Raw genomic sequence first — 16,100 nt, 5'->3', positions numbered from 1 at the left:
CTATTCGACTCCTGCCGCCGCCGTCAGATTGAGGAGATGCAGCGCCGCCTTTCCCAGGGCGGCTCTGCGCCATGCCAGCGCAATTTGCGTGGTGATCCGCTGGTTGGCGATAGGCAGGCAGCAGACGTTGGCGACATCGATTCTGCCTAGCGAAGCCGGAATCAGCGCATAGCCAAAGCCGGTTGCCACCATGCTGAGTGACGAGGCAATCTGCGGGCATTGCTGGCCCAGATTCGGCGAAAATCCGGCGGCCTCACACCCTGCAATAACCGTGTCATAGAGTCCGGGCGACAGGTCGCGCGGAAAAGTAATCAGCGTTTCGTTTTGCAGGTCGGCGAGCGACACGCTCTCTGTGCGACTCAGCGGATGCATCTTCGGCAGCGCAACCACCATCTCCTCGTCATCGATAACCCGCACATTGAAATCCTTGCTGCGCTCGCAGGGCAGACGCACGAACGCCAGATCAATCACCCCTTCACTCAGCGCCGTCATCAAGCCCGACATGTCCTTCTCCTGCGGCTCGAGCGTCACTCCCGGATACTTGTCACGATACCGGTGCAGCAGCGAGAAAACCTGCGGATTAAACGCCGAGGAGCTGGCAAAGCCGATGCGCAGAAATCCATTCATGCCGCGCGCGACACTGCGGGTTCTTTCCAGTGCCGCGTCAGACAATTTGAGAATGATTAACGCATCCTCGTACAGCACTTTTCCCGCGTCGGTCAGTTCCACGCCTCGCGTCAGTCGTTTAAGCAACGCCGTGCCAACTTCATGCTCAAGCCGCTGAATTTGCTGGCTTAATGGCGGTTGAGAAATACCCAACCGCTGTGCGGCGCGGGTGAAATTTGCCGTCTCGGCGACGGCGACGAAGTAGCGCAGGTGGCGAAGTTCCATATCAAAAACGTCTCAAAGTCATCATGCCTTAATATTGGAACTCGCAGGCAAACGGCGTCAACCTTTAGTTAATCTTATTAATGCGTTTTCCGGAGCACCCACATGAATGACCTTTCCGTTTCAGAGCCGAATGTGCTGTACCAGGCCTCGCTCATGAGCGCGTTGCTGAGCGGCGTCTATGAGGGGAAACCACCATGGCCCAGCTGCGAGAGCACGGAGACTTTGGCATTGGAACCTTCAATAAACTCGACGGCGAGCTGATTGCCTTTGACGGCAACATTTTTCAGCTTCGCGGCGATGGCACGGCACGACGCGCCAGTCCCGAACAGAAAACGCCGTTTGCCACCATGACATTCTTCAATCCGACCAATGAATACCGGATTGAACGCCCGCACAGCCGCGAAGAAATCCATCAGGTTATCGACCGGGTGGTCGCAAGCCAGAATGCCTTCTGCGCCATGCGCATCAATGGCACTTTCAGTCGCGTGGATACGCGTACCGTGCCGGAGCAGGAGCGCCCCTACAAGCCGATGCTGGAAGCCGTCAAACAGCAGCCGACCTTTCATATCGAAAATAGCCAGGGTGTGCTGATTGGCTTTTTGACCCCCGAATATATGCAGGGGATCAACGTCGCCGGCTATCACGAACATTTTATCAATGACGCGCGTTGCAGCGGCGGACACGTGCTGGATTATCAGGTTGAACACGGTACGCTGACCTTCGGCACCGTAGAAAAACTGATGATCGATTTCCCGCACGATAGCGACTTTTTGCACGCCAATCTGTCGCCCGAGAACTTGCAGGAAGCCATCCGCGCTGTAGAAAGCTAATCGCCGCCGTTAACGGAGTAACCTCATGAACAGTCAAGACAAGAGTGAAAACCAGAACAATCAGTGGAAATGCGGGGCCGATCTGGTGGTCGCGCAACTGGAAGCGCAAGGCGTGAAGCACGTGTTCGGCATTCCGGGTGCCAAAATCGACCGGGTGTTTGATTCGCTGGTGGATTCAAAAATCGAAACGGTTGTCGTGCGTCACGAAGCCAATGCCGCCTTCATGGCCGGTGCCGTCGGACGTTTAACGGGCAAGGCCGGTGTCGCGCTGGTTACATCAGGCCCCGGATGTTCAAACCTGATAACCGGTGTCGCGACAGCCAACTCCGAAGGTGACCCGATGGTTGCTCTGGGCGGCGCGGTGATTCGCGCCCATCACCTCAAACAGGTGCACCAGACAATGGACACGGTTTCAATGTTTCGCCCGGTGACCAAATATTCGGCGGAAGCGACCTCGTCGTCGGCGCTGGCGGAAGTGGTCGCCAACGGATTTCGCGCGGCGGAGTTCGGACGCCCGGGCGCATCCTTTATCAGCCTGCCGATGGATTTAATTAACGAACCCGCGCGTGGAAAGCTGCTGACCAGCTACTCGCCGACGCTGGGCAGTGCGCCGCACGGCGCAATCATGCAGGTTGCCCGCCTGTTGAAACAGGCCAAAAATCCGGTGCTGCTGCTGGGACTGATGGCGAGCCAGCCGCGCAACGCCGAGGCGATTCGCCGCCTGCTGAAGAAAAGCAATCTGCCGGTGACCAGCACGTATCAGGCGGCGGGTGTTATCGACCAGAGTGCGTTCCACCGTTTTGCGGGCCGTGTCGGCCTGTTCAACAATCAGGCCGGTGACCGTTTGCTGCGCAATGCCGATCTGGTCATTACCATCGGTTACAGCCCCGTCGAGTACGAGCCTGAAAAATGGAGCAACGGCAACAGCAAACTGGTTCACATCGACGTTACGCCTGCCGAGACGGACAGCGACTATCTGCCCGAAGTGGAACTGGTGGGCGATATCGCCGATACCCTCGACCTGCTGAACGAGCAGATTCAGGAGCAGATTGTCCTAAGCCCTGCCGCTATCGATATTCTCGAAGAGCGCCGTTTACAGCGCCAGTTGCTGGACCAGAAAGGCCGCAGTCTGAACCAGTTCGCCATTCACCCGCTGCGGCTGGTGCGGGCCATGCAGGACATCGTCAACAGCGACGTTACCCTTTGCGTGGATATGGGCAGTTTCCATATCTGGATTGCCCGTTATCTTTACAGCTTCCGCGCGCGTCAGGTGCTGATTTCCAACGGGCAGCAGACCATGGGTGTGGCATTGCCGTGGGCTATCGGCGCGGCGCTGGTCGAACCCGGCCGTAAAGTGGTCTCGGTTTCAGGCGATGGCGGCTTTATGCAGTCGAGCATGGAGCTGGAAACCGCGGTGCGTCTCGGCGTCAATCTGCTGCATATTATCTGGGTCGATGAAGCCTATAATATGGTCGCCATTCAGGAAGAGAAGAAATATCAGCGCACTTCCGGCATTCAATTCGGCCCGATTGATTTCAAGGCCTACGCCGATTCGTTTGGCGCCAAAGGCTTTGCCGTCACGTCTGCCGATTCGCTGGAAAGAACGCTGCATGCCGCGATGGACGTGCAGGGCGTTGCCGTCGTTGCCATTCCGGTGGATTACAGCGATAACGCGCTGCTGATGAGCCAGCTCAATATGAGCGAAATGTTCTAGTTTCTTCCGCTTTACGCGCGGGAAGCCGATATCCTGCTTCCCGCGCGTCAGGAAAAACGTCTTGTCGAATCCCGCCAACACCCTCGTTTTATGTGACCCGATGACACCTCACCGCCGCGCCCGACAGGTTAACCCGAAGTTCCTGCGGCATCTGGCAGCCATTTCCGGCATAGGGGCAACGCTCGCGAAAGTAACAGCCCTGCGGCAGATTGCGGTTACTGGGCAGTTCACCCTTGTTGTCTTCCTGCCCGTCTTCCAGCGAGCGCCCTGCCTGCGGCACGGAATCGAGCAGTAATCGCGTGTAGGGATGCTGCGGATGGCTCAGCACTTTTGCGGCCGGGCCCAGCTCGACGATTTGCCCGAGATACATCACCGCCACCCGATCGCTCATGTGCCGCACCACGGAGACATTGTGGGAGATAAGCACATAGGTCAGATTGCGTTCGCGCTGCAACCGCACCAGCAAATTCAGGATTTGCGCCTGAACAGAGATATCCAGCGCGGAAGTAGGTTCGTCGAGCACGATGATATCCGGTTCCGAAGACAGCGCCCGCGCAATGGAGATACGTTGCCGCTGGCCGCCGGAAAACTCGTGCGGCAGTCTGTCGAGAGACTCCTTGCGGATCCCGACCTGCTCTGCCAGCGTTTCGGCCAGCTGGCGTCGTTCGCTCGCCGGATTGTGCTTTTGTACATAGACCGGCTCTGTGATGATCCGCCAGATAGGCAAACGCGGATCCAGCGACGACTGCGGATCCTGAAAGACCATCTGCATGCCGGTTCCAAACCAGGAACCGTCGGAACGGGCGCGCAGCAACTGACCGCTGCTCGGTTTTTGCAGCCCCATCAACAGCTGCGCCAGCGTACTTTTACCGCAGCCGGATTCGCCGACAATGCCCAGCGTTTCACCGCGCATGATGTTTAAATCCAGCCCGTTGAGCGCGTGGACATAACCTTTGGCTTTACCCCGCCAGTTATAGCTGGCAGCAAAGCGCACGCGAATATCCTGCAATTCAATCAGTGCATCGAGATTCATGGTTGTGACTCCTGCAAGCCAGCCGTTTTACCCTGCTGCGGATGCCAGCACGCTACCTGCTGTAAAGTCTCCGTGGAGAGACGCGAGAGCGCCGGTGTGTGCTGACACTGGGCATCCCCGTGGGCGCAGCGGCCACGAAAGGCGCACCCCATAGGCAGTTCTGCCAGATTCGGCACTGTCCCTGGAATTGCCCTCAACAGGCTGCGCGGTTCCCCGTTTTCAGGCGCGGCCCGCATCAATCCAATCGAATAAGGGTGCGCCGGATGGGTTATGACGTCGTTTGTCTGCCCGCTTTCAATCACATTTCCGGCATACATGACGTAAACACGATCGCAGAGTTGCGAAACCACGGCCATATCATGCGTGATAAACAGTACCGCCGTGCCGCTGGCGCGGGCTTTGCGCCGCAGCAGCCTTAACACTTGCCGCTGCACGGTAACGTCGAGTGCCGTCGTGGGTTCGTCGGCGATGATAAGCTCGGGTTCGCAGGAGAACGCCATCGCAATCAGAACCCGCTGCCGCATACCGCCGGAAAGCTCGAACGGGTAACGTTTCATGACCTGCGCCGCATCGCCTATCTGCATCTCTTCCAGCAAAGTCAGGGCTTTTTTCTCTGCCTCGGCGCGGCTGATTTTCTGATGCAGGCAGATTATCTCGCTCATCTGACGCCCTATCTTGCGGGTCGGATTCAGCGCGTTCATCGGCTCCTGAAAGATCATCGCCACCCGTGCGCCGCGCAGTTGCCGCATCTGTTTATCAGTGGCCGTGACTACGTCGGTGCCGAGTAACCGCAGCGCGCCCGACTTGACCACAAAACTGTCCTGCGGCAACAGGCGCATCGACATCATCGCCGTTACCGACTTGCCCGACCCCGACTCGCCCACCACGCCGACAATCTCACCGGCGTTGACCTTGAGCGAAACATTGTTCAGGGCGCTGATTTCACCTCCATAAACCGGAAAAGTCAGCCGCAGGCCGTCGATTTCCAGAACAGGAGACAGAGTAGATTCAGTCATGGTCAGCGCCCTCTGCTTTTCGGATCGAGCAGGTCACGAAGCCCGTCGCCGAACAGGTTGAAACCGGTGGCGGTAATCAGGATAGCCATGCCCGGAAAGGCGCAATACCACCACTGATCGAGAATAAAGTTGCGGCCATTGGAGACCATCGCGCCCCATTCGGCGGTAGGCTGCTGCGCGCCAAGGCCGATAAAGCCCAGCGTGGCGGCCATCAGAATCGAGGTGCCGATGTCCAGCGAAGCCTGCACCACCAGCGGCGGCAGGACATTGCGCAGCACGTGCCAGGTGATAAGGTGCCAGCGCGAGGCACCAAAGGTTCGCGTGGCCTGCATATACGCCTGATGGCGCAGCATCAGCGTCTGACCGCGCGCCAGCCGCACATAAAACGGAATACGCACGATGGCAATGGCCAGCATGGCGTTGAACAGGCTCGGGCCGAGCGCGGCGGCCAGCGCCATCGTCAGGACCAGCGACGGCACCGACAACATGATGTCCATCCCGCGCATGACGAGCGCATCGACCATTCCGCCCAGCACACCCGAAAAACAGCCCAGCAGCGATCCGATGCTGCCCGCCAGAATCACTACCGCCAACCCCGCCGCCACCGATTGCTGACTGCCTATCAACACGCGGCTGAACAGGTCACGCCCGACTTCATCGGTGCCAAACCAGTGACTGGCCGACGGAGCTTGCAGACGCGCGGTCAGGTCGATGGCGTTCGGGTCATGCGGAACCAGCCACGGCGAAAACAGCATCAGAAATACCACAATCAGCATAATCGCAAGCCCCACGACCGTGAGCGGACTGCGACCCAGCTGGTGCGCCGTTTTCCGCCACGAGGCGAATCGCGGCCTGCGGGTCGGCGGTACAAGAGAGGCGCGATGATTGTCGACGCCGGGTTCAATCAAGGCCATGTCTCACCCCACTCTGCCAATACGCGGGTCAATCCACACGTAAAGTAAATCGAGGAGCAGGTTCACCAGCACATAGGCAAAGGACACCACCACGGCAAACCCCATGACCGCCGGAAAATCCAGCGCCTGAATCGAGCTGACGACGTAGGCTCCCATGCCCGGCCACGCAAACACCGTTTCGGTCAGCACCGCGCCATACAGCAAATCCCCCATCGCCAGCCCCAGCACGGTAATCGACGGAATAAGTGCGTTCGGCAAGGCGTGAGACAAAATGACCCGCCAATGCGACAGCCCGTTGGCCTTCGCCGTGCGAATATAATCCTCACCGAGCTGTTCCAGCATCGCCGAGCGAATCTGTCGCGCCACAATGCCCATATGCACGAAAGCCAGCGTCAGCGCGGGCAGCAGCAGGTGTTGCAGACTGTTCAACAGCACCTCGTGATTGCCGGTCAGCACGGCATCGAGCACATAGAAACCGGTGATATGCGTTGGAGGATCCAGCCAGTCGTCCAACCTTCCGCCGCCCGGCAGCAGATTCAACTGGCCGTAAAACAGAATGATGACTCCTAATCCCAGCCAGAATGCCGGTGTTGAAATGCCTATGACGGACATCATGCGCACCAGATGATCGGGAAACTTGTTGCGGTACACCGCAGACAGCACGCCCAGCGGCACACCCAGAATAATCGCCAGAAAAAGCGCGCTGAAGGCCAGTTCCAGCGTGGCCGGGAAAAAGGCCCGCAAATCTTCAAGGACAGGCCGCCCCGTGCGGATCGACGTGCCCAAATCGCCGTGCAGCAGATCCACCACGTAGCGATAAAACTGAATATAGAGCGGTTGATCCAGCCCCAGTTGCTGGCGCATGTTCTGCACCATCTCGTTACTGGCGCGATCGCCTGCCAACAGCCGTGCCGGATCGCCCGGGATCAGGTGCGAGATGACAAAGGTGATCACGCACACCCCCGCCATCACCAGCACCAGACCCCAGCAGCGCTGGCGAATAATGGTCCAGAAAGTCATAACCTTCTCCTGAACGAGGCATCAAAGCGGCGTTCGATGCCTCTCACCTTATTGATAATACTGGACTTACTGCTTGCTCATCTGCGCGACATTGAACACTTGTTCCAGCATCGGATTGAAGACAAAACCTTTGAGGTCTTTGTTCATCGCCACCTGATAGTTCTTCTGGAACAGATAGACATACGCCGCCTCATCGATAACTATCTTCTGCGCCTGCTGGTAGTATTCGGTGCGCTGCTTTTGATCCGAATGGGAGACGGCTTCTTTCAGCAACGTATCGACCTGCGGATTGGTATAAAACGATCGGTTGCCCGGCAGTCCCTTCTTGTCCGACTCGAACCAGTAGTTCATGAACATATACGGGTCGGCAAAGTCAGGGCTCCAGTTTCCTATCGAAATATCGTAATCGCCCTGCCCGATGCGGTCGCGCATGGTGGCGTTGGCCAGCTTCTCGAGCTTCACCTTGATGCCGGCCGAGGCAAGCGTCGCCTGAACGGAGAGCGCAATCGGCTCCCAGTTGGGATCACTGTCGGAGTAGAGCAGATCAAGAGTGCCCGGCGCGGTTTTCACCTTGGCAAGTTCGGCTTTGGCCTTGGCCGGAGAGTTGCTGTACTGCATGGCCTGCGGATCATAGCCCCACATCCCGTCAGGAATCGGTCCGCGCATCTGTTTGGCATTGCCGCCCAGAATGCCTTTCACCATGCCCTGATAATCCACCGCGTAAGACACCGCACGGCGTAAGTCCACCTGACTCAGCGGGCCTTTGGCATTATTGAGATAGAGATAAGTCACACGCAGGGAGGGATATTCATCCACCGCGACCTTGTTTTCCTGCTTCAGCGCCGCAAGCTGGTCGATAGGCAACGAGTCGGCGATATCCAGATCGCCGCGCGACAGCTGCAATCGACGGCTCGAACTTTCGCCGATAATCTTGACGGTTACCCGTTTAAAGGCCGGTTTGGCGCCGCTGTAATACGGGTTCGGCACCAGCACCAACTGCTGCCCTTTCTGCCAGCGATCCAGTTTATAAGGGCCGGAACCTGCGGTGTGGGCTGCGAGCCAGGCTTTGCCTTCGTCGGCGGGATTGGCTTTGGCGATGGCCGGATTCACGATACCTGCGCCGTCATTCGCCAGCGTATAAAGGAAAGGCGCGAACGGGGTCTTGAGGGTGAAACGCACGGTCATCGGGTCGACCACGGAAACCTGCATATCTTTCGGGAAGGCTTCCGACGGACCTTGACCGATTTTCATCAGGCGCTCGAAAGACCATTTCACGGCTTCGGCATTGACCTCCGACCCGTCGTCAAATCTGGCGCCCGGCTTGAGTTTAAAGGTCCAGACCCGCTCGTCGTCGGAGGCGGACCAGCTTGCCGCCAAATCGCCCTCGACCTGCGTTGATCCTTTGCCGCCTTCGGACTTGTAGCCTACCAGCCGCTGATAGGCCGGATAAGTGACCGTCCAGTCGTTGTTGTCGATGGTGACGGCGGGGTCCAGCGTTTGCGGGTCCGCGGCTTTGCCGATAACCAGCATATCCTTCGGAACCGCGGCCTGGGCGGGCAAAGAGACGCCCGAGAGCGCCATCATTACGGCGGCGGCAAGCGAGGTTTTCTGTATCAGTGCTCGAGTTTTAGCTGGGGTCATACGCATCTGCAAACTCCTGGTATCAAAAGAGAAAACGCCAAGGTCAAGGCAAGGGATAACGCTCAGTAACAGTCAAAGACATCGTTCAATAACGGATAGGCAATCGAATTCGGCAGTTCGAAATGCCACCATTCGGTCGGCATGCCGATAAATCCGCCAGCGGCCATGACGGCAATAAGCAGCAGCCGATTGCGCTGAATGTCGGCTGGCAAATGCGGATAAAAAGGGTGCGACCGTTCAGTCATTTCATCAAAGCCTGCGCCCATATCCAGCTCTACGCCCTGCTCGTCGAGCAGGGTGAGATCCACCGCGACCCCTCGGCTGTGGTGCGATCCGACCTTGATATCCGCCACATAATCGGGATTAGGCAGCACCGCCCAGAAGATGTGCTGCGCCTGTTGGGGTCGATAGGCGTCGAAAATCTTGAGGTTGAAACCGGCCAGCTGCGCAACCTCGAAACAGCGCGTCAACGCGCTGGCGGCATCGGGATGCAGCAGGCAGCGGTTTTCGCAGTACACTTTGCGGCCGGTGAGGTTGTCATCGGTGGCGTATTTCATGTCGATAACGACCTGTGGCAACAGCTTGGCGACATCAATCAGCGTAATATCCGGCGAGTCGGAGGCCTGCGTAAGTTCTGGCGAATCTTTTGTAACCTGTTCATTCATCTGATCTTGCTACCCTGTTAAATAAAAAATGATCTCTAGGATTCGAATTGTCCGAACTCTTTCTGTAACAGCCGGTTGGTGGCAAGGCGCTGCTCCACCTCGTCGCCACGCAGTTCGAGCACGGCCGAACACAACAGGTTGAACAGGCAACTCAACGGGGCCATCGAGTCCCAGAATTGCCCCGTATCGTTTTTCACCTGCAACAGGTCTACGGGATAATCGTGCGCCCACGGGCAGTAGATATCGGTAATCAGCGCCACTCGCAGGCCCCGGTCACAAGCGGCCTTGCAGTATTTCTGCGCGGTGACCGAGTAGGCACGCGTGTCCGTAACCACCAGATAAGGAGCGGTGAACTCGGAGTTGAGTGATTCGACATAAGTGCCCGATTGCCCGTCGGCGAAATAGACCTGCGGGCGCAAATATTCCAGATTGCTGGAGAATGCATTGGCAATGCCGCGTACCGATTGAATGCCGAGAATAAACACGGCATCGGCTTCGGCCAGACCCCGGCTGACACGGGCAAAGCTGTCACCCTGCGTCAACTGATAGACATGCCGGATAGCCTCTAGCTCCAGCGTCAATCCCTGCTCGAATTTCTGCTGCTGCGGTTGCTGACTGCGCTGGCGATATGCGCCAAGCCGGTCAGTCACCACCCAGGGTTGATGCAACGCTCCGCTGCCTTGCTGGCGTAGCGTTTGCTTGAAATCATCCAGATTGCGATAGCCCAGACTGCGCAGGTAGCGGCCAACCGAGATTCCGCTGGTCGCAGCGCTGCGGGCAATGCTGTCGGCCGTCTCGAAGGGGATCTGCGCCAGATTCGCCAGCAGAAAGCTCGCGATACGCTTACCCGTCGGCGTTTGGCCGGCAAAAGAGCCCTGAATTTGTGCGATCACATCTCGATTGTCTGTCATGTGCCCCTGTTGTTTTGTTATCAGCGAACCTCATCCTGTTAGTTGATTAACAAAGCAACCGGCATGCCAAAACAATAGCCGCACGAATAAAAGGGCTTAAATGAAAGAAATATCAGGAAAATATCAGGAATAATTCAGGGAAAAATTTTTGAGGAGGAGGAGTGCGCGTGAGGAAAACGTGGGCATTGTATTAAGGGATGCACATTAAACAAGCATCCCTTTCACGATGCCGGTGCAAGGCTCTCTGCCAGGTGAGCTACGGCAGAGAGCAACAAAGAAGCGTTACGCCGGGGTTTCTTCTCGTGTCTGCGAGTACAACTGCGTCAGCGCGCGTTCGGCAAGGCGAGAAAAATAGTGTGCAGCAGGGGCGATAAGCGCTTCGTCTGGGTTGAACCCTTCGTGATGCAACCCGAACTCGCTGGCACTGCCGATACTGACAAAGGCACCCGGAACCTGCTGTAAATAGATGGCAAAGTCTTCTCCGCCGAGGTGCAGGTCGGCAGTCTGCACCGTGTAGCCACTGTCGCGTGCCACCTCGGCGCTAAACTGTGCCCAGTTTTCATCATTAATCAGCACCGGCGGACCCGCTGTCCAGCTGACTTCAGCCGTGGCACCGCTGGCTTCGACCAGCGTTTTCACCAGATGATTCACCCGCGACTGAACCTGCTCGCGAACCTTGACATCATGGGTACGCAGCGTGCCACCAAACATCACCTCTTCCGGCAGGACATTCCACGTGGTTCCCGCATCGATGCGCGTAATGCTCAGTACCAGACTGTCCAGCGTGTTGAAGCTGCGGCTGGTAAGCGCCTGTAAAGCCTGTATGACCTGACTGGTCAGGACGATAGTGTCATTGCCCTGCTCAGGATGCGCGGCGTGCGCGCCCTTGCCATGAATGCGAACGATGAAACGATCGGCATTGGCATAGAACGCGCCGCCTCGGGTCGCAAAGGTGCCGGTCGGCAGGCCGGGTTCATTGTGCATGCCAAAAATCGCCTGCACGCCGTCCAACGCTCCGGCTTTTATCAACTGTCTGGCCCCGGTACAGTTCTCTTCACCCGGTTGAAACAACAGCCGCACCTTCCCCGCCAACGCGGTTTCGCGCGCCTTGAGTTGCAGCGCCGCGCCAAGGATAACCGACGTATGAATGTCGTGGCCACACGCATGCATGACCCCGGCATTTTGCGAGGCAAAAGGTAATCGAGTTGCTTCGGTGATGGGTAAGGCATCGATGTCCGCACGCAGTGCAATCAGGGTATCGCCCTCACCGATTTCAGCCACCACGCCCGTCGCGAGCGGATAATCCAGAATACGAATTTTCGCCTCTTCCAGCCACGCGCGAATGCGGGCGGTGGTCGCCTGCTCCTGATTGGAGAGTTCGGGCCAGGTGTGTAATGTTCTGCGCCACTCGATAAGCTGCGCGGCAAATGGGTCGCTCATGCGTTTCCTCCGAATCAGGGTGAACGAAGCAGGATCCTCCATTCCTTTATCAAGGATAGTGACGGGAGAATGACGACGAGTAAAACAACATTTCCGCGCAAGGGAATGATAAATATGGCAATAGGATTAGCTTAAATTCGGCAAAGCTTAGTGCAAATTGTTGGTTCACCTGCCGCTGCCAACTTCGGATGATATTGCTTTTCGCTGTCGCGGTGACGCTGCCTTTTCGGCACGCCGCCCAGCCCTGCGTCTGGCCGAAGACGGCCAAAAAATCCGAGGATGCGATGACGGACTCATTTATCGAACAGCTTGTTGACTGGCGACGCGAATTGCATCAACACCCCGAGCTTTCCAATCACGAATTCGCCACAACCGCGCGTATTACCGACTGGCTGACTCAGGCCAGCATCAAAATCTTGCCGCTGGCGCTGAAAACCGGCGTGGTGGTCGAAATAGGTGAAGGCGAGCCGCTCATTGCGCTGCGCGCCGATATCGATGCGCTGCCCATAACCGAGGCAACCCAACTCCCCTTCGCTTCGCAAAATACCGGTGTCATGCATGCCTGCGGGCATGACCTCCATACGTCGGTAATGCTGGGCGTGGCTTATCGGTTAAAGGCGCTGGAAAACACGTTGAAAGGCCGCGTGCGCATCCTGTTTCAGCCCGCAGAAGAGACATTTGATGGGGCGCAAGCCTTGATCGATGCCGGAGCACTCGAAGGAGTACAGGCGATTTTCGGTATGCACAATGCGCCGGACCTGCCTGTCGGCACCCTAAAAACGCGGGGCGGCGCACTGTATGCCAATGTTGACCGTTTCACTATTCATATCAACGGCAAAGGCGCACACGCGGCGCGGCCTCACGAAGGTATCGATTCGGTCGTGATAGGCAGTCAAATCGTGACTACGCTGCAAACGCTGGCCAGTCGTGTTTACAGTTCGCAGGAGTCCGTGGTTGTCAGCGTCACGCGCTTTACCGCCGGTAATACCTGGAACGTGCTGCCGCAGACCGTGGAGCTTGAAGGGACGGTTCGCACGCACAATGATGAAATACGCCGTACCATAGCGCCGCGAATCCAGGCACTTATCAACGGAGTTGCCACCGGTTTCGGGGCCACCGCCACACTTGACTGGCAGGCTGGTCCCCCTGCCTTGATCAATACCCCAAAATGGGCCGAATTTGCGCTCGAGATTGCGGCCGAACAGGGTTATCACACCGAAGTTGCGACACCGCAAATGGGGGCGAAGACTTCGCCTTTTATCTGCATCACGTGCCGGGTGCCTTTGTCAGTATCGGCAGCGCCAGCGAATTCGGGTTACATCACCCTTCGTTCCAACCTGACGAAGCGCTTATTGGAACCGCCGTGGATTATTTCACCGAACTCGCCCAACGTGCGCTCAAGGTCTTATAAACGTAACTTTTATTAACGTAAAACAGCGGGTCTAATGCCCGCTTTGACTGGTGCTGTCCTTCAGGATTTGCCAAGATGGTTGATATGATATTTTACTGATTTCCCCTTAAAATTGAGGATATAGAGATGTCTGAGAAACCATTGCAGGCCGACCCGCTGGTATGGGGCCGTGGAAAAGACGTATTTGAAGTTTTTCTTGAGCCGACCTGTCCGGTTCTCGGTACGCGCATTCAACAAGTTTGATGCGCTGCTGGAAGAAGTGGGCGAAGACAACATGACGCTGAAAATTCATCTGCAATCGCAGCCCTGGCACATGTTTTCGGGCGTCATTGTGCGCTATATTCTTGCGGCATCCACCCTGCCGGAAGGCAAGGACGCAGCCAAAGCCGTGCTGAAAGCGGTCGCCGACCATCGTGAAGAGTTCGAATTTACCGACCATAGCTCCGGCCCCAATATGGACGCAACGCCAAACGATATTCTCAATCGCCTTGAAAGCTACAGCGGTGTCAATGCACGCGAAGCTTTTGCCCGTGCGGAGTTGCAGAACGTCATCAAGTGGCACTGCAAATATTCCCGTCAAAACGGTATTCACGTGTCGCCTACCTTTATGATCAATGGGCTGGTGCAGCCAGATATCGGCAGCGGTGATGAAATTTCCTCGTGGGCCAAACGTATTCAGGGATAACGGCCACTGCGCCATTTTTCCTCGAATCGCGTCTTTTTTGGGTGATTACGCAGGGTATTGCCGGTTTCTTCATCACTCGAACGGATTTGTGAAGAAACCCCTTTGACAAGCTCGGCTCACCCCGTTAGTATTCGCCCCGTTCACACGATTCCTCTGTAGTTCAGTCGGTAGAACGGCGGACTGTTAATCCGTATGTCACTGGTTCGAGTCCAGTCAGAGGAGCCATATTAGAGAAGCCCGCTTAAGGAAATTTGAGCGGGCTTTTTGCTTTCTATCAATTGGTTGTTCCCTTCTTGATTCCCGTTGTCTTCGGTTTGATACGGCTCCAGGCCCCCTCTTTGGCAGGTTGAATTTTATCAAGCCAAGTGCACTTGCTTGTTTAACGGCAACCTGAGGGTTCAGGCATACTGCCTAGTGAGACTGAAATAAAATTTTGCCTTACCCTTCGCTCTCTCTTCAGGCCTGCCCGACTTTCATCATGATTTTTAAATAGCCACGCTGCGCGGCTACCGCCAATGCGGCCTTGTCGATAGCCAGTAACTTGCCGTCCTGTTTGATGATTTTACCGTTGGCAATCACGGTATGCACGTTGGCGGACGTCGTTGACTGCACTACCGACACAACAGGATCGATGATTGGCTGCATGCCAAGATATCGGGTGTCGACAAGAACCAGATCGGCGCGTTTGCCCGGTGTCAGCGAGCCTATCTCATCGCCAAGTCCCATCGTATTCGCCCCGCCCTGTGTAGACCAGAACAGCACGTCGCGCGCCGTCAACGCCAATTCGTCGCCGGTGACGCCTGTCGCCAGATTCAACGTTAGCTGCATTATCATATAGGGATTCGCATTGCCCGCGAGCACCAGCGTATCAATGCCTAACCCCAGCGGAATACCGGCCCGATGCATGGCGGATACCGGTGCCAATCCGTAGCCAACGCGCATTTCGCTGATTGGCGTAAAGCAGACAGACGCGCCGCTTTGCGCAATCGCGCGAACATCTTCCGCATTCGCATGGGTTGCATGAACCAGCTGCACAGAGGAATTCAGTAAATCGCGCTGTGCCAATTGCTGTATCGCCCTCTTCTGCTGCATCTCGGGCGTGACCGCAATGTGGGTCGAAATCGGAAGCCCCTGCTGTTTGGCAAAGGCAAATTCCGGCACCCAGATTTCCGCCCCGGTCCGTTCTGGCCCGCGAATTGCCATACCAAGACTCACCCGCGCCCCTTTATCGGTCGAAAGCCTGGACTGTATCCGTTGAATATCTTTGAAATCCATCGGCGCGGTCGCCGGCAAATCCTGAGCGTAGCCGTACCAGAGTCGGGTGCGCAGACCGCTGTCGAGCATCGCCTCCAACTCTGCATCGGCAAACGACGGCTGGCGAATATTATGCGCCCAGTTATTAACGGTGGTGATACCCGAGTTAGCCGCTTCGGCCAGCCCAATTTTAACCCCAAGCGCGGCCAGTTCAGGCGTAAATTGGAGGCTGCTTTTAAGTTGGGATTTAAAGAAGGTTTCGCCCTGCGGCGTCGGTGCGCTATTGCGCAGAAAACTGTTCCACAAATGCCAGTGAGAATCCACCAGCCCCGGAATCACAATCTTGCCACTGCCTTCGATAACGTACGCACCTTCCGCTGCCAGGTTTTTGCCCACCGCGACAATCATGCCGTCTTGCACTTCGATATCGGCGTCGGTCATGTCCCCCAGCTTGGGATCAAGGGTTATCAAGGTGGCATTTTTAATAAGCAGATGCGTTTGATTTTGAATTCGCTGCACTTGTGCCGTCTTGCGGTCGGCCTCGGCGCGTAACGTCATACCCAGCCCTAATGCCGCGCCAAGCTTGAACAATTTACGGCGATTGACGCCGGTATAAGCACTCATGCGAGGGTTTCCTTATCGGTTGAACTCGGTCTGAGTTTAACTAACTATGTT

At 56.7% G+C, this 16,100-nt stretch carries 11 protein-coding genes, 1 tRNA gene and 3 pseudogenes; 5 read left to right on the top strand and 10 right to left on the bottom strand.

Annotated elements, in window-relative coordinates; genetic code table 11:
• On the bottom strand, positions 1 to 891 hold the full coding sequence (locus O1V66_RS03520) for a LysR family transcriptional regulator (RefSeq protein WP_045047154.1): 891 nt from the start codon (positions 889 to 891) through the stop codon (positions 1 to 3).
• 102 nt (positions 892 to 993) lie between these two features.
• On the opposite strand from O1V66_RS03520, the pseudogene budA reads away from it, so the two are divergent.
• Positions 994 to 1,721 (top strand): annotated as a pseudogene (gene budA, locus O1V66_RS03515) (acetolactate decarboxylase).
• 25 nt (positions 1,722 to 1,746) lie between these two features.
• Positions 1,747 to 3,435, top strand: coding sequence for an acetolactate synthase AlsS (gene alsS / locus O1V66_RS03510; protein WP_045047156.1), 1,689 nt, complete (start codon positions 1,747 to 1,749; stop codon positions 3,433 to 3,435).
• Positions 3,436 to 3,523: 88 nt separating this feature from the next.
• On the opposite strand, the gene O1V66_RS03505 is transcribed toward alsS, so the two are convergent.
• From O1V66_RS03505 to O1V66_RS03470, 8 genes are all read right to left on the bottom strand, one after another.
• Positions 3,524 to 4,468 (bottom strand): oligopeptide/dipeptide ABC transporter ATP-binding protein, encoded by a 945-nt coding sequence (locus tag O1V66_RS03505; RefSeq protein ID WP_045047157.1) that lies wholly within the window; start codon positions 4,466 to 4,468, stop codon positions 3,524 to 3,526.
• Positions 4,465 to 5,484 (bottom strand): ABC transporter ATP-binding protein, encoded by a 1,020-nt coding sequence (locus O1V66_RS03500; protein WP_045047158.1) that lies wholly within the window; start codon positions 5,482 to 5,484, stop codon positions 4,465 to 4,467. The genes O1V66_RS03505 and O1V66_RS03500 overlap by 4 nt, the downstream gene beginning before the upstream one ends.
• Positions 5,485 to 5,486: 2 nt before the next feature.
• Positions 5,487 to 6,398 (bottom strand): D,D-dipeptide ABC transporter permease, encoded by a 912-nt coding sequence (ddpC, locus tag O1V66_RS03495; protein ID WP_045047159.1) that lies wholly within the window; start codon positions 6,396 to 6,398, stop codon positions 5,487 to 5,489.
• 3 nt (positions 6,399 to 6,401) lie between these two features.
• Entirely contained in the window at positions 6,402 to 7,418 is a 1,017-nt protein-coding gene (locus tag O1V66_RS03490) for an ABC transporter permease (protein WP_045047160.1), read from the bottom strand.
• A gap of 66 nt (positions 7,419 to 7,484) precedes the next feature.
• Positions 7,485 to 9,002, bottom strand: a complete 1,518-nt coding sequence (locus tag O1V66_RS03485; RefSeq protein WP_241481386.1) for an ABC transporter substrate-binding protein — start codon at positions 9,000 to 9,002, stop codon at positions 7,485 to 7,487.
• 119 nt (positions 9,003 to 9,121) lie between these two features.
• On the bottom strand, positions 9,122 to 9,724 hold the full coding sequence (gene ddpX / locus O1V66_RS03480) for a D-alanyl-D-alanine dipeptidase (RefSeq protein ID WP_045047162.1): 603 nt from the start codon (positions 9,722 to 9,724) through the stop codon (positions 9,122 to 9,124).
• Between the two features lie 35 nt (positions 9,725 to 9,759).
• On the bottom strand, positions 9,760 to 10,635 hold the full coding sequence (locus tag O1V66_RS03475) for a MurR/RpiR family transcriptional regulator (protein ID WP_045047163.1): 876 nt from the start codon (positions 10,633 to 10,635) through the stop codon (positions 9,760 to 9,762).
• A gap of 282 nt (positions 10,636 to 10,917) precedes the next feature.
• A complete protein-coding gene (locus tag O1V66_RS03470) occupies positions 10,918 to 12,075 on the bottom strand; it encodes an amidohydrolase (RefSeq protein WP_045047164.1) in 1,158 nt (385 codons plus the stop codon).
• A 284-nt stretch (positions 12,076 to 12,359) separates the two neighbouring features.
• On the opposite strand from O1V66_RS03470, the pseudogene O1V66_RS03465 reads away from it, so the two are divergent.
• The 3 genes and pseudogenes from O1V66_RS03465 (at position 12,360) to O1V66_RS03455 (ending at position 14,396) form a co-directional block, all read left to right on the top strand.
• Positions 12,360 to 13,486: pseudogene (locus O1V66_RS03465) on the top strand (amidohydrolase).
• Positions 13,487 to 13,612: 126 nt separating this feature from the next.
• Positions 13,613 to 14,171: pseudogene (locus O1V66_RS03460) on the top strand (DsbA family protein).
• Positions 14,172 to 14,320: 149 nt separating this feature from the next.
• Positions 14,321 to 14,396, top strand: a tRNA-Asn gene (locus O1V66_RS03455).
• A gap of 231 nt (positions 14,397 to 14,627) precedes the next feature.
• Here O1V66_RS03455 and O1V66_RS03450 read toward each other — a convergent pair.
• Positions 14,628 to 16,049 (bottom strand): amidohydrolase family protein, encoded by a 1,422-nt coding sequence (locus tag O1V66_RS03450; RefSeq protein ID WP_052673384.1) that lies wholly within the window; start codon positions 16,047 to 16,049, stop codon positions 14,628 to 14,630.
• Between the last annotated feature and the right edge of the window lie 51 nt (positions 16,050 to 16,100).

Origin of the sequence: Rouxiella chamberiensis, from assembly GCF_026967475.1 — a bacterium.
GTDB classification, from domain to species: domain Bacteria; phylum Pseudomonadota; class Gammaproteobacteria; order Enterobacterales; family Enterobacteriaceae; genus Rouxiella; species Rouxiella chamberiensis.
Note: the sequence above shows the minus strand (reverse complement) of the source record. Positions and strands in the feature narration are given on the sequence as shown.